Source organism: Sphingobacteriales bacterium (assembly GCA_016711285.1).
Classification (GTDB): domain Bacteria; phylum Bacteroidota; class Bacteroidia; order Chitinophagales; family UBA2359; genus JADJTG01.
Genome location: JADJTG010000014.1, coordinates 322643 through 337118 on the forward strand (window position 1 = coordinate 322643; position 14476 = coordinate 337118).

General features: G+C 38.0%; 11 protein-coding genes. 6 read left to right on the forward strand and 5 right to left on the reverse strand.

The genetic code is table 11. The annotated features are described in order from the left end of the window. Window positions 1-55 precede the first annotated feature (55 nt). The gene (locus IPL35_14155; protein ID MBK8444479.1) at window positions 56-490 is read left to right on the forward strand and encodes a hotdog fold thioesterase; all 435 of its coding nucleotides are present in this window, start codon (window positions 56-58) and stop codon (window positions 488-490) included. 69 nt (window positions 491-559) lie between these two features. Continuing rightward, window positions 560-1129 carry an aminoacyl-tRNA hydrolase gene (locus tag IPL35_14160; protein MBK8444480.1) on the forward strand — a complete coding sequence of 190 codons (570 nt, stop codon included), beginning with the start codon at window positions 560-562 and terminating at the stop codon, window positions 1127-1129. 12 nt (window positions 1130-1141) lie between these two features. Here the strand turns inward: IPL35_14160 and IPL35_14165 are convergent, their stop codons facing one another. Together IPL35_14165 and IPL35_14170 are read right to left on the reverse strand one after the other, a co-directional pair. After that, window positions 1142-2344, reverse strand: coding sequence for a hypothetical protein (locus IPL35_14165; protein MBK8444481.1), 1203 nt, complete (start codon window positions 2342-2344; stop codon window positions 1142-1144). Between the two features lie 280 nt (window positions 2345-2624). Beyond that, complete coding sequence (locus IPL35_14170) at window positions 2625-3668, reverse strand: hypothetical protein (GenBank protein MBK8444482.1); 1044 nt, start codon at window positions 3666-3668, stop codon at window positions 2625-2627. A gap of 265 nt (window positions 3669-3933) precedes the next feature. Between IPL35_14170 and IPL35_14175 the strand changes: the two genes are divergently transcribed. The 4 genes from IPL35_14175 to IPL35_14190 all read left to right on the forward strand — a co-directional run bounded on the left by IPL35_14175 (window position 3934) and on the right by IPL35_14190 (window position 9494). Then, window positions 3934-5076, forward strand: a complete 1143-nt coding sequence (locus IPL35_14175; GenBank protein ID MBK8444483.1) for an FAD-binding oxidoreductase — start codon at window positions 3934-3936, stop codon at window positions 5074-5076. Window positions 5077-5302: 226 nt separating this feature from the next. Further along, window positions 5303-6820: a T9SS type A sorting domain-containing protein gene (locus IPL35_14180; protein ID MBK8444484.1), complete on the forward strand. Its 1518-nt coding sequence runs from the start codon at window positions 5303-5305 to the stop codon at window positions 6818-6820. 331 nt (window positions 6821-7151) lie between these two features. After that, the gene (locus IPL35_14185) at window positions 7152-8702 is read left to right on the forward strand and encodes a T9SS type A sorting domain-containing protein (protein MBK8444485.1); all 1551 of its coding nucleotides are present in this window, start codon (window positions 7152-7154) and stop codon (window positions 8700-8702) included. Between the two features lie 123 nt (window positions 8703-8825). Beyond that, window positions 8826-9494 (forward strand): ATP-binding protein, encoded by a 669-nt coding sequence (locus IPL35_14190; GenBank protein MBK8444486.1) that lies wholly within the window; start codon window positions 8826-8828, stop codon window positions 9492-9494. Between the two features lie 1369 nt (window positions 9495-10863). Here IPL35_14190 and IPL35_14195 read toward each other — a convergent pair. The 3 genes from IPL35_14195 to IPL35_14205 all read right to left on the reverse strand — a co-directional run bounded on the left by IPL35_14195 (window position 10864) and on the right by IPL35_14205 (window position 14474). Next, window positions 10864-12069 (reverse strand): bifunctional 3,4-dihydroxy-2-butanone-4-phosphate synthase/GTP cyclohydrolase II, encoded by a 1206-nt coding sequence (locus tag IPL35_14195; protein MBK8444487.1) that lies wholly within the window; start codon window positions 12067-12069, stop codon window positions 10864-10866. 31 nt (window positions 12070-12100) lie between these two features. Next, the gene (locus IPL35_14200; protein ID MBK8444488.1) at window positions 12101-13270 is read right to left on the reverse strand and encodes a glycosyltransferase; all 1170 of its coding nucleotides are present in this window, start codon (window positions 13268-13270) and stop codon (window positions 12101-12103) included. Between the two features lie 157 nt (window positions 13271-13427). Further along, on the reverse strand, window positions 13428-14474 hold the full coding sequence (locus IPL35_14205) for a hypothetical protein (protein ID MBK8444489.1): 1047 nt from the start codon (window positions 14472-14474) through the stop codon (window positions 13428-13430). Between the last annotated feature and the right edge of the window lie 2 nt (window positions 14475-14476).

Here is a 14476-nt window from a genome sequence, read left to right on the forward strand (position 1 = left end):
AAAAAACTCCTTTTACAGCCAATAGCTCATTAATTTAATTATTATTTATATATAAATGAAAATTTGGAAAACCCCCTCAACGCCTGAGATACTCAACCAAATGGGCAAACAGACAATGTCGGAGCATATTGGTATTGTGATTACCGAAGTGGGAGATGATTTTTTAGAAGGCACGATGCCCGTAGATGCGCGTACTGTGCAGCCCTATCGCGTATTGCACGGAGGAGCTTCTTTGGTATTGGCGGAAACACTCGGCAGCATCGCCTCCTCTATGTGCATTGACCTCAAAACCCAACAATGTTTCGGTATGGAAATCAACGCCAACCATTTGCGCCCTGCTCTCGAAGGCAGTGTAGTACGCGGTGTTGCCACTGCCATTCATATCGGCAAAAAATCGCACGTTTGGGACATTAAAATTTATAATTCACACGAACAACTCCTGTGTATCAGCCGCCTGACGGTAGCAGTAGTGGAGCAACAAGCCCAATAAAACAAATAAAATTATTTTTGTGTTATTGTTCTCTGTTTTTTACAGATTTTCAATCCGTTTTTTTCATCAATGGAAAAATTTTTAATAGTCGGTTTGGGTAATATCGGCAATGAATACGAACACACCCGTCATAATATCGGCTTTGATATATTGAACAGCATTGCTGCCCGCGAGCAATTATCTTTTATGCTAGATAGGCACGCCCTGTATGCGCTGTGGAAATTTAAAGGAAAATACCTGCATCTTATCAAACCTACCACTTATATGAATTTGAGTGGCAAGGCGGTGCGCTATTGGAAAGAAAAATTTTCTTTGGAAAACGAGCAGATATTGGTATTGCACGATGATTTGGCTTTACCTTTCGGCAAATTACGTCTGCGCAAAAATGGCAGTGCCGGTGGGCACAACGGCTTAAAGAGTATAGAAGAATTGCTGCAAACTCAAAATTATGCCCGTTTAAAATTCGGCATCGGTGATGATTTTCCCAAAGGCAGACAGGCAGACTATGTCTTGAGCCGCTGGAACAAAAGCGAACAAGCCGATTTGGGGGATTATATAGAAAGAAGCATCACCGCCGTAGAAACTTTCGTGAGTATCGGCATCGACCGCGCTATGAATGTTTATAACACAAAACAATAAAAAAAGAGTTATCTAAGACGGACTATATAAATCATTGATTTGCGACAATAAAGATATTACCAACTTTATTGTATTGTCAAATGCTAAAGAACCTTTACGAACAGATACTTTTTCTTTGCGTTCCCTACCTGTTTTTTTAATAGCTTCGAGGCGGTTCAATATTTTTTCTTTATCAAGTGTGTTATTTTCCTGAACCAAGTTATATTGTGGAGGCTGCATCGTTTTAAAAAAAGAAAAATTCAACAGTTCCACTACCAACTTTAATACCTCGGTAATAACGGGCGGCAGGGCATACAAAAACAAAAGGTGCAAAGCGGTATATTCCAAAATAACACGCGCCAATGCTTCGTTTTTTGCATCAAAAGCACGCTGGGCAAGGCTTAATTCCTGTTGTAATAAAGAGGCCACATCTTCTATATACAAAGCACCGGATACGCCAAACGTAGAAACAGTAGTATAAAAATTCTTAATGATGTTTTCTTTGGGTGTAAGTCGGAGTCGCTCAAAGATTTGCATAATTTTGGCATTGCGCTCGGTTTCGCTGGCAGACAGCATATTGAAGAAAGCAGCATGTATCTGCTCCATTTCGTCCATCAATTTTCCTTCGGGCAACAGCAATACATCAATACGATAGGCAGTAGTCAGCAGCCGATACGAAATTTCGGCAGCGTTTTTAGCTGTATCCATTTGATTGACCTGTGCAAGAGCCTCATCTATCCATCTGCAAAAAAACTGATAGCGCAATTCTTTTTGCTCATCACCGATGGGTGTTTTTTCTACCTGTTGGATATGTTGCAACGCTGCAAAACTATCTTTAAACAAATCCGTTTTTTTGTCCGCCTGCACCGCAAGTTCGCGCAATGCCGTTTGCAACTTTTCGGGGGGAGTATCAATAACGGCAGCACTGAATTTCAATACAATTTCATTATTATCCTGCAAAGCAAAGCGAGTAAATTGCAGTTTATAATTACTCTCTAAGAGCAAACGCAGTACGGGTATATTCAACTGTGGCATAACAGCCAACACAGAATGAGCTTCAATATGCACCTGATTTGCCCACCCCACGATAATATTAGAGCCCTGAAGAAAAGAAAAACGAACGATATTCGTATCGCTGCTTGGCTGTATTTGAACATTATTTATGTCGGGATCATTCAAATACTCCAACAAGAAACGATAGGAATCCAAATAACGATTTTCTTGATATGCCTGCAAAGAATGTTCCCACAAGATGCGCCTATCGGGAGCTTTGAATAAATCGTTATATCTGCCAAAATGATATGGTGCGGAACGGAAGCCTGCATAACAAGAACAAAAGGATATAAAGGCTACAAAAGTAATATTATTTTTTAATAAAAAAATTTTTTATGGTATTGTTTTTAGCCCATAACAAGTATGATATTTATTTCAATTTATACAAAAAGCGTTGATAGATTTTTAGAACCTATCAACGCTTTTTTAAAAATATCTCCATCTTTTTTCTATTGAACTGCCATTAGTCAATGGCATATTTAGATTTGACTCGTTTTTTATTCTTCTTATTCTTATCCAGCTGATCCGGACGGTTTGGATTGAGTTGGGTTTCCTGCATTGTATCTAAAAATACGCGGTCTATGTGTTTCCACAAGCCGCCCTTGAACTGCAAGGCTTGATAAGTGCCATCGGGTACATAAAATTCGTAATTGCCTTTGGCTTTTTCGTCTTCGGGTGCCAAGAAATCAAAAACTATCTGATCTTGTTGCGGATAATAATTGAGCGTGACCCCTACCGTTTCTTTGTATTGCAAAAACAGACGATGTTTGAGTACCGGCGGCATATCGTCGCGCACTACTTCAATGATGGGTGCACCAAAAACCGGTTTTTTATCGGCATCAAAGTACAGGATTTCCATAATTTTGCGGTTGCTGTTGCCATTATTGCCGTCCCAGCCGAGCAAAGCATAATGTTTTTCGCCCTGCAATTCTTTTTCTACTATTTTATAATATACGCAGCCGTACCAGTTTTCGTTGGAAAGCACCTGATCTTCGGGCTGATTGATTTCTTCGGATTTGTCGAACAAAGGAATGAGTTTGAGAGAATCGCTGTTCATTTGTATTGCTCCGAAATATTTGTAGGTTACATTTTCCAAAATACGGTTGTCGGGTATTCCGTCCAAGCGATTACGGTCGGTGCTGTCCACACCAATCATATCCAATTGCTGGTCGCCGAGTGGTATCATCCACGAAAAGATGCGAAACTTATTGTCGGGGGCATATAATATTGACATACCCTCCAAGCCGGAGAGCGGATAATAAAAAGAGCCTTCAGTTTTCAGTGCTTTTACCAATTCTGGAATTAAATCATAATTGGCACTTACACGTTCTACTTCCAACTCGTGCTTCATTGCTGCCTGAAATTTTTTATTCAATAAAAATTCCTCTTTTTTTAATTGCTCCAAATGTTCGGGGGTAATATTTTTAATACTCTCTGCCTCAGTTTGAGCCGTTGCTGTAGCGGCGCACCAATAAATTGTTAATATGAAAAGAATTTTTTTTAACATAATATTTTTTATAAAATTAGATTTTTAATAATAAATAAGCAGTTTTATTGTCGCTTTAATGCTCATTAAGACAGTTTGCAGCGTGTAAAGTTTAAAATAAGGAATTTGCTGCCGAATATAAGATGATAGTCATATAACGTTTTTGATAGGAATAAATTTTACTGCTGACAGTTTTATTTTGCAGCAAAAATAGCAAAAGATATAGCAATGTTTAAGGCTTCGGTGTAAATTTATGCCATAAATAGCAAAATAACAATTATAAGATATGTTGAGCTTTTGGGAACAGAACAGTTTTTTGAAATACGACTTTATTATTGTAGGCAGTGGCATTGTGGGCTTATCGGCTGCCGCCAACCTGAAAGAGCAACTACCCCATTGCAGCGTATTGGTATTGGAGCGCGGTATATTGCCCTCCGGAGCCAGCACCAAAAATGCGGGTTTTGCTTGTTTTGGCAGCCTCACCGAAATTCTGTCGGATTTCAAAACAATGGGCGAAGCTGCTTCTTTACAACTTATAACACAGCGTTGGCAGGGGCTGCAACAACTTCAAGAGCGTTTAGGAGTAGCAGCGATAGGTTTGCAAAATAAGGGCGGTTATGAACTCCTTGATGAGCAAGCAGCAGCAGCGTTGGAGCATATAGATGATATAAATAAAAAATTGCGGGATATTTTTGGGCAAAAAGTATTTGATTTGTGCGACGAAAAAATTGCAGAATTCGGTTTCAATGCGCAAGCTGTCAGGCATTTGGTGATGAATCCATTGGAGTCGCAGATTGACACCGGACTGATGATGCGCAGTTTGCTGGGGTATGTGCAAAGGCTCGGTGTGCAGGTGCTTACCGGCAGCGAAGTACTCGCTTTGGAAAACCTCGGAGTAGCGGTAGCCGTGCAAGTGCGCAACCCTATATCGGCAGCCGCACCAAATATTGAATTTAAAGCCGGACGGCAGGTATTAATTTGTGTAAATGCCTTTGCGCAGCAGTTGCTGCCTCATCTCAATTTGCGCCCGGGGCGCGGGCAGGTGCTGATGACAAAGCCTATCAAAAATTTGAAGATGAGCGGCACTTTCCACATGGACGAGGGTTTTTATTATTTCCGCGACTACGAAGGTCGTTTACTGTTGGGTGGCGGGCGCAATTTGGATTTTGAGGGCGAAGCCACCACCGAATTGGCGACTACAGAATACATCATGCAACATTTAGAAGAAAAATTACACAACGTTATTATACCTCAAATACCTTTTCAAATTGAAAGTCGGTGGGCAGGGATTATGGCTTTCGGAGATACGAAGGCTTTCATTTGTGAGCGTATCAATCCCTTCATGTCGGTGGGAGTTCGTTGCGGCGGTATGGGTATAGCTTTAGGCAGTGCCATAGGACAACAATTGGCAGCATTTGCAATAGATTGATTTTCAGAAGGCTATAAATAAAGGTCTTTTATTTACGACAATATATATATTTTAACGTATTTTTTAAGACATAAAATGCCGCAAAATCTATTTAATAGTTTATCTTTACCCTTGTGATAAATAACGAAGCCCTACAATTCGTGATAATAACAAGCAAATACTATCTAACGAATTGTTTCACTTCAATTTAAAAATTTAAAAAATGAAAAAAATTTTTCTTTTTTTCATGCTTGCTTTTGTCGGTTTTAATACCGCACAATCGCAGGTATGTACGCAATACGCATCCGGATATGGTCCTTATACCAATCAGGGTACAATTGATATAGCAGGCTGTAATGGACAGACTGTTGTTGCAGATTATCAGGCTTGGTGTCATGAAATTTATTATTCTGCTGTTGTTACAGGTGGTACTTATAATTTTAAGTTGGGTACACCTGGTACTTGTAACAGCACTGCTTGGGGAGGTCCTCCTCACGTTACTGTTATTCAAGGAGGTACAGCTTCAGGTGGTACTGTAACAGGTGGTACTGTAATAGCAAATGGACCTTGCTGTGGTTTGGGTGTAAACTTTACTCCTACTGCTACAGGAACTGTATGGTTTATTTTAAATACTACTACAGGTACGAATGCTTCTTGTACTGCACCTGCTGTAGCAACGGATAACGGAACTCCTACGGTAACTACAATTAGTGGTGTTTCTTGTGATGTATGCGGTAATGCCACTTGTGCTGCCGGTGAGGATTATTGCTCTTGCGATGCAGATTGCGCTTGCCCTACTATTTATGTAGATTATATTACTTATGCCTCTGGCTCTCCTGCATTTGACACTATTCCAAGTTTATATTGTGGCGGAGATTTCGGATTTCCAAACTCTGTTATTATGCCGGTAGCTATTTCTACTACTTTAGCTTGTGTAACCGAATACGATGTATCTACAGATTTGGGCACTTTGCGCCAATTAGATGGCAGCACTGTAACGACTATACCGGATTACACCATATTTTGGGTAGTATTAAACGATGCAGCTACGGCTACTGCCGATACTTTGGTTGATATCACCGTAACAGATGTTACCAACGGTCCTGGCGGCTGTGGCACTATCAATACTATGTTCAATGTATCCGGCTTTATACCTTCTTCTGTTTGTTTTTGCTCAGATACTTTAGTATTAAACTATGTAGAAACTTCCGAATTAGACTATGTAGCCAACAATATTATTCAATCTACCGATACCATTGAAGCGGGTGCAAACATTGACCACGAAGCCGGTATTTTTGTAGATTTATTGGCGGGATTTTGGGCAAAAAGCGGCTGTACTTTTGCTGCTTTCATCGGTGCTTGCGACAGTGCCGGCGGTGTAGTGGCTAAAATGGCTCACTATTTAACCCCAAAAGCTTATGATGAAAATGTTCGCAACTACACAACAGTTGAAAAGAAAACACCTAAAAAAGTTGCTAAATTAGTAGGTAAAGCTTCTGCTTTGGTACAATTAAATGCAGGTACATTAAACGTGTCGCCTAACCCTGCTGCTGATATGGCGTGGGTACAATTCAGCTTGCCGCAAGCTACTAAAGCAACCGTTGAATTGTTTGATGTCCAAGGTCGTTTGGTGAAAACTTTATTCACAGGCGAGACTACAGGCACACAAGTATCAATCAATACAAGCGAGTTGACAAGTGGTTTATATTTGGTAAAAATGCAATCAGCTTACGGTCAAGAAAGCGTAAGATTGATGGTAAAATAAAAAAATCTAACTTCTTTTTTAAAAGCCCACAGCATAATGCTGTGGGCTTTTTTTTATTTTAGTTTTTCAAGTACAAGTATTATTTTTCAGATCTATTTTACAAAAAAAGATACTCTTTGATTTAGCACAACACAATGTTAATCAATAGTGTGCAATTTTTACAAATGACAAAAAACAAAAATTGACAATCATTTTTAAAATTTATTTTTTTGATTATCATAAAATATTTATTATTGCGTGTTTATGTGTGATATTTAAACAGACAAACTCTGATAATAACAAGCAAATTATTTATTAGAATTCATTTTAATTATAAAAAATGCTAAAAAACATGAGAAAAATTTTTTCTTTTTTATTCATTTATATTGGGTGGATAAGTGCGCTTCAGGCACAAGTATGTACACAATATGCAGCCGGACCATATAGCGATCAAGGCGCAATAAGCGAAGCGGGTTGTAATGCCCAAGTAGTACAAGCCGCTTATCAGGCTTGGTGCCACGAAATCTATTATTCAGATGTAGTAAGCGGTGGTACTTATAACATTAAACTAGCTGCTCCGGGTACTTGTGGCAATGGAGCTTGGGGTGGCGCACCTTTTGTTACGGTTATTCAAGGCGGCACGGCTTCGGGCGGACAAGTAACCGGCGGTACAGTTATTGCATCGGGCAATTGCTGCGGCTTAGGTATTAATTTTACAGCAACAGTTACGGGTACAGTATGGTTTATTTTCAACACAGCTACAGGTACTAATTCAAATTGTACAGCTCCTGTAGTACAAACAGACAATGGCACACCCACGCTCACTACTATTAGCGGAGTAGCCTGCGGCGTTTGTGGAGATGCTACTTGTAATGTAGGCGAAAACTACTGCTCTTGCAATAGCGACTGTTTCAACGAATGTGATTTTATTTGGGTAGATTGGATAGGGTTCGATTCTATCGGTACTCCCTTTATAGACACTACTTTTTCGTTTTTCTGCGGTGGCGATTTGGGTTTTCCTAATTCGATAGTTATTCCAGTAGCTATCACTACCGATATTGCTTGTGTGGGAGCTTATGATGTTTCTATTGACAACGGTTATCTGCGTCAGTTAGATGGTATGCCGGTGGATACTATCAGCGATTATTTTATTTTTTGGATGGTATTGAATGACGCTGCCACCTCCACTGCCGACTCTATCATTGACATTACCGTAACCGATGTAAGCACCGGCTTTGGCGGTTGCTCTTCAGTTAATTCTATGCTCAACGTTGCCGGCTTCTTACCTTCTTCCATTTGCACCTGCCCCGATACAATGGCTTTAAATTATATAGAAAGCTATACTTTAGATTATGTAGCCAATAATATTATCCAATCTACCGATACCATTGAAGCGGGTGCAAACATTGACCACGAAGCCGGTATTTTTGTAGATTTATTAGCCGGATTTTGGGCAAAAAGCGGCTGTACTTTTGCCGCTTTCATCGGTGCTTGCGACAGTGCCGGCGGTATTGTTGCCAAAATGGGTAATTTCCTGAGTCCTACTCCTTATCAGGAAGGACTGAAAGATGTAAAGAAAGTAAATGACAAAAAAATACCCAGAAAAATTGGCTCTAAGGCGGCTAAAAGCCATTCATCAAATGCGATTGCTGCTATTAGCACATTAAACGTATCGCCTAACCCTGTTGCTGATATGGCGTGGGTACAATTCAGCTTACCGCAAACTACCAAAGCAAGCGTTGAATTGTTTGATATGCAAGGTCGTTTGGTGAAAACTTTATTCACAGGTGAGACTACAGGCACACAAGTATCAATCAATACAGGTGAATTGACAAGTGGTTTGTATTTGGTAAAAATGCAGTCAGCTTACGGTCAAGAGAGCGTAAGATTGATGGTAAAATAATATTTATTTATTTTGATTATCAAAAACGCACGGCTGTTTGCCGTGCGTTTTTTTATTGTAACAAAAGGTATTTTAAAAATATATAAAATTCCTTTTCCTCAATTAAAATCAAAAATTTTATCTTTGTCTTTAATGAAAGGCATACAACTCATTCAGCGTTGGCTGCGCAAAGGCGAAGGCACACAATTGGATTTTAAAACTACCATTGCCTCTCCCTGGAAAATAGCCAAAACCATTGCAGCTTTTGCCAACAGTCGCGGTGGATTGATTGTAGTGGGCATCGAAGATAAAGGACACATTGTAGGCGTAGAAACAGAAGGCGAAAAATATGAACTGGAGCGTGCTGCCACCACATTCTGTCGTCCGGCAGTTCCTTTACAATTTGAGGAAATCATCTATCAAAACAAAAAAATATTGATAACAAGCATTGCTGAAAGCAAAAAAAAGCCTCACTATGTATTGGATAAAAATCACCAGCACGAAGAACTTTTAATACGCATACAAGATAAATGTGTAGAGCCGCCTGATTTCGTGCGTGAGCTACTCCTCAATGGCGAACTCAATGCGGGTGTACGCAGCAATGAATATTATCAAACTCTGCGCAGTTTACCGCAACATTTCTCCAATAATACCCCCATTGACCAACAACAGTTTCAGCTATGGGCAAAAACCAGTGAGCGCAATGCACTCCGTTTGTTAGCCGATTATCTGCTCGAAGGCGCGCTCGTTCTCAAAAGCAAAACCCCACCGCAGTTTGTCCTTAATAATGCCTTTTTTTATCCTGCCTTGTAAGGGGACACCCATAAATGTGAGTCAGTATTTTATTCCTTTTATGACGATATTTTCGTATTGTTTTTTATTACAAATAATTAAAAATCAATATTTTATATGCGATTTTATCAATCAAAAGGGAATAATAAAGCTCAAGCATTGCAAGCATCAACAAAAAGTTTAAACTTTTCCTCGTATAAAACGAAATACCACCTCTTTAGAAAGCCCCAAACTTAGCAAGATATAAGATATTCTGTAATCTTGTAGTACTAATGCGAAATCAGATAAAATATGTTTACTTTTTGGGCAGGGTATTTTTATTTTTCAAACAATGGTTAGCTCTAATGTATTTTATATATCATAACAATATGAATATAGTTTTTTAAAATAAGAAACTTTGCGTTCCTATCTAAAATTATGGCATATTCTCACATCTCTCCTATTTTTTGTTAGCTGTACAAAAATCAGAAATTGTCTCTTTCCTTCTTTTCAAAATAAAACACGAGAATATGTACCCAAACAGGACAGCTTTCGACAACAGCTTATGTGTTGCGAGGTTGAGTTATTTTTTGTTTTGATTTTTGTTCACTTACAATATAGTTCAATATTAATGATTATTTTTGATAAATACATAAAAAACAGGATACTCTTATGTATTTATTTTGTTCAATATTATATCGTTCAATATTAATGATATAAAACATATTATAGCCTTTTTTAAAAGATTTTTGCATAGTAAATATAAATGCAAACATTTTTTTTTAAACTTCTTTTTACAAAACCACTTATTTTTTAGCAAAAAAACCAAAAAAGATGTCTTTCTGGCAAATTCCACACATTAAAAGGAAGCATTTTGAAATAAAAATCCACATAAACTCCCTTCTTTTAAGATTTATAGGTTATTATTGATAATCCCCCTTCCCTATAGGTATAAAGTCGCAAAAAAGCTATCTAACAAATTTGATTCTCTTAAAACACAAAAATCCTATTATTTTTTGGTATTACTTCTAAAAGAAAGAAGATGGAGTTTATTTTGGAGCAGCTATAAAGAATTAAAAATTTCGTCCTTCACAATGTGCCCTTTCATTCATCTGGGTTCGCGTTTTGATTTTATAATTATAAGTGTTAGTTTTTTTTAAAAGCAGTATTTTTTATAAAATATAAATAAGAGTGAGCCTTCTTCTTGCAGGTATTTTATTTATTAAAAAGTTGATTTAAATTTTAATCTGGCATATCAAACAAATAAAAATCGAGCAGTTTTATAATCTTTCATCTTTTTAATTCAAACATTTATTTATATAACTGTATATACATTTGTATATACAATTATATAAATAAAAAATAACCCACTCTTATCTAAATTATTAAAAATGAGTGGGTTATAAATTTACTATTTTAAAATTTCGTGATTGAGTTTATCCCTTTTGGTGAGCAAATATTCTTTGTTGTGGGGATTTGGCAATACTTCGATGGGTACATTTTCAACGATTTGTAACCCATATCCAAGCAGCCCTACCCTTTTGCGCGGATTATTGGTCATTAAACGAATATTAGACACCTTTAAATCGCGTAAAATTTGTGCACCGATTCCATAATCGCGCTGATCTTTTTTGAAGCCCAGCTCCAAATTGGCTTCTACTGTATCTCTGCCATTTTCCTGTAATTGATAGGCGCGAAGTTTATTTAACAGACCAATACCTCGCCCCTCCTGATTCATATAGACAATAACTCCCTTGCCCTCGCGCTCGATAAGTTGCATAGCTCTGTGTAGCTGCTCACCGCAATCGCAGCGCAAAGAACCTAAAATATCTCCCGTCACACAAGACGAATGCACACGAACTAATACCGCCTCATCAGGAGTCCACGAACCCTTTACCAATGCCAAATGCAAAGCACCACTTGTAATTTCGGAATAAGCTATTAACTGGAAATCGCCCCATTGTGTAGGCATTTTTACTTCTACCTCCCGATGAATCAGTTTTTCTTCTGCCAAACGATAAGCAACTAAATCACGGATAGAAATGATTTTCATATCGTACTTTTCTGCCAGTTCCAACAACTGCGGCAAACGCGCCATGGTACCATCTTCATTCAAGATTTCGCAAAGAATACCAGCGGGTTTTAGTCCAGCTAAACGCGCCAAATCTACTGCCGCTTCAGTGTGACCAGTGCGACGCAACACGCCTCCATTGCGGGCACGAAGCGGAAAAATATGTCCAGGTTTGCCTAAATCCTCTTTTAGAGTATTTTTATCCGCCAATGCCAATACAGTTTTAGCCCGGTCGTGCGCCGAAATACCTGTTGTGCAACCGTGCCCCAACAAGTCCACCGATACTGTAAAAGGTGTTTCATGAAGGGCTGTATTTCGTGAGACCATCAAATTTAGGTCTAATTCATCACAACGACTTTCTTCCAAAGGCACACAAATCAAACCTCTGCCGTGCGTAGCCATAAAATTAATAAGTCTGGGTGTTGCCATTTCCGCAGCAGCTACAAAATCGCCTTCATTTTCACGATCTTCATCATCTACCACAATTATCATTTTACCTGCCTTTATGTCAGCTATAGCAGCTTCTATTGAATTTAATTTATTCATAAATAAAACAATATAAAATATTGATTATCAATTAGTTATTGCATTTTATTTCATTATAAAATTTAATTGCTTTTTTAATTATTTCAGACCATTGATAATGGTCTTTTACCCATTGTTGTCCTGCTAATGCCACTTGTTTTCTTTTTTCTTTATCTTTTAATGCCTGCACTGTTTTCTGTGCAAAGGCAACTGCTGTATCTGCCAACAGCAATTGTTTATCGGGCGTAATTAATAATCCCTCAGCTCCGATATTTGTACTGACGACACATTTTCCCCAAGCAAACGCCTCTATAATTTTAACGCGGATACCGGAGCCTGACAACAAAGGCACTATCATTATATCAAAATCTTTTACAAACTCTATCGCCGAAGGCACTTCACCACGCATTTCTACCTGTTTTATTGAGAGGGAACGCAAAGACTCTGGCGGATTTTTACCGGCAATTACAAACTGTGCATCGGGTATTTGTTCCAATATTTTATACCAAACTTCATGAATAAACCATAATACGCCTTCTTCATTGGGAGCCCATTCCAAACTACCTAGAAAACAAATATGGTGGCGGCTATGTTCTGTAGGTTCTATAATTTGTTCATTGTCAATACCCAAAGGAATAACGGAAAGAGGCACTTCGGGGGCTACTTGATGAATAAGGGCGGCATCTACTTCACTCAGCGCAATAATACCATCAAACAAAGGAAAGTTTTCTTGCTCGAAACGCTGAATATGCTTGCTAATTAAATACAGATATTGTCTGCGCAACCAATTTTTTTCAGAGTTATACAAACGCTTCCATATCAAATACTCTATGTTGTGTGCACGCAGTACAATTTTAGATTGGGGTGCATATTTTCGTATAAGCGGCAGGTATAAAGCTAAATAAACACCTTCTAACTGAACAATATCAAATATATTTTTTGCTAAAATTTGCTGTAATTTATGTTGTGCTTCAGGCGTAAAAAAGCGTTTAGCAACATAAGGCATCTTATGAAACAAGCCCACAAATGCACCAAAAACAGAAATAGGGGCTTCTACATATACATCATATACTTCCTGTGCCAACGCTTGCAACGGCTCTATAGATTGATAGTGTTTTTTGGTATTCAGGCAAAAAAGCGTCAATTCACAACCACTTTGCGAGAGATACTTACTCATATAATAAGTAGCAATATTGCCACCATCATTGAGCGGATAAGGCACTCTGTTAGTAATTTGAAGTACTTTTAAAGGTAACAATTAAACTATATTTTAACTTAACTTAAATAATTATAAAACAATATTTATCAATAACTTATAATAATATATTTACTTTAAAATAAAATCAACTTTAAACATCAAGGCACTGAGCATTTTTTTATTAATGATAAAGAAAATACAATAATTTTTCTGCAAAATTAATATTTTTTGCAGATTCCTTATCAAGAACAATTGTTTTCCATTCAGTACCTACTTCTACCCTTTTCCACTGACCATTATCCGATGTATTATATAAAAGCGGCATACTGAAACCGTTTACTTCACTATGCCAGCGCACTTGAACTTCACATTTATTAATAATACGTTTTTCTAAACGCGGCGGCAAAGGATACTCTATATATTGTTTAAAAATTTTGCTCAAATCAAGTCCGGTTTTGCGGTTAAAATAATCCAACAGCGTTTTATAATCAATTTGTTGTAATCTAAATTCCGTTTGAATCCCTTTTATCAGTGTATCCCATTGTTCATCATTATTAATAATATGACGCAAAGTGTTTAAAAACAAAGCCCCTTTTACATACATATCTCCATTACCTTCTTCGTTTACACCATAAACACCCAATATGGGCGAGTCATTGGAAATACGTTTTTTTTGAGCGTTCAGGTAATCCATAGCCAGCGAATATCCATATTTACACTCTATATATAAACCTTCGGCATAGGTACAAAATGCTTCATGAATCCACATGTCTGCAATATCACTGCACCCTACATTATTACCCCACCACTCGTGTCCGGTTTCGTGCAGAATGATAAAATCTTCGGGCAGCCCCAATCCCCACAAATCCACACCACTATACCCCTTTTGATAGTTGTTGCCGTAAGCAACAGCCCCTTGGTGTTCCATACCCAAGTAGGGGGTTTCTACCAAAGCAAAACCATCTTTTGGAAAAGGATATGCACCACAGGTCGCCTCTAAGCATTTGATAATTTCAAAAGTTTGTTTAAAATGTTCGCGTGCTTTGGACAAATTTTGCCGGAGCGGGTAAAAATCCAATGCAATAGTATCTCCGGAAACAGAATAAAAAGACTCCTGCCAGTGGGCATAATCTCCCACATTCAAAGTTACATTATAATTATTAATAGGATAAGAAATCCACCATTCAAAACGTTTTTGAGTAGATGAAATCGGGGTAATAGACCGCAAAT

What these genes read in the sequence shown, in the direction of transcription:
- IPL35_14170 (MBK8444482.1), bottom strand. Translation starts at nt 3,668, where the DNA reads ATGTTAAAAAAAATTCTTTTCATATTAACAATTTATTGGTGCGCCGCT.
- IPL35_14195 (MBK8444487.1), bottom strand. Translation starts at nt 12,069, where the DNA reads ATGAATAAATTAAATTCAATAGAAGCTGCTATAGCTGACATAAAGGCA.
- IPL35_14155 (MBK8444479.1), top strand. Translation starts at nt 56, where the DNA reads ATGAAAATTTGGAAAACCCCCTCAACGCCTGAGATACTCAACCAAATG.
- IPL35_14180 (MBK8444484.1), top strand. Translation starts at nt 5,303, where the DNA reads ATGCTTGCTTTTGTCGGTTTTAATACCGCACAATCGCAGGTATGTACG.
- IPL35_14185 (MBK8444485.1), top strand. Translation starts at nt 7,152, where the DNA reads ATGAGAAAAATTTTTTCTTTTTTATTCATTTATATTGGGTGGATAAGT.
- IPL35_14175 (MBK8444483.1), top strand. Translation starts at nt 3,934, where the DNA reads ATGTTGAGCTTTTGGGAACAGAACAGTTTTTTGAAATACGACTTTATT.
- IPL35_14160 (MBK8444480.1), top strand. Translation starts at nt 560, where the DNA reads ATGGAAAAATTTTTAATAGTCGGTTTGGGTAATATCGGCAATGAATAC.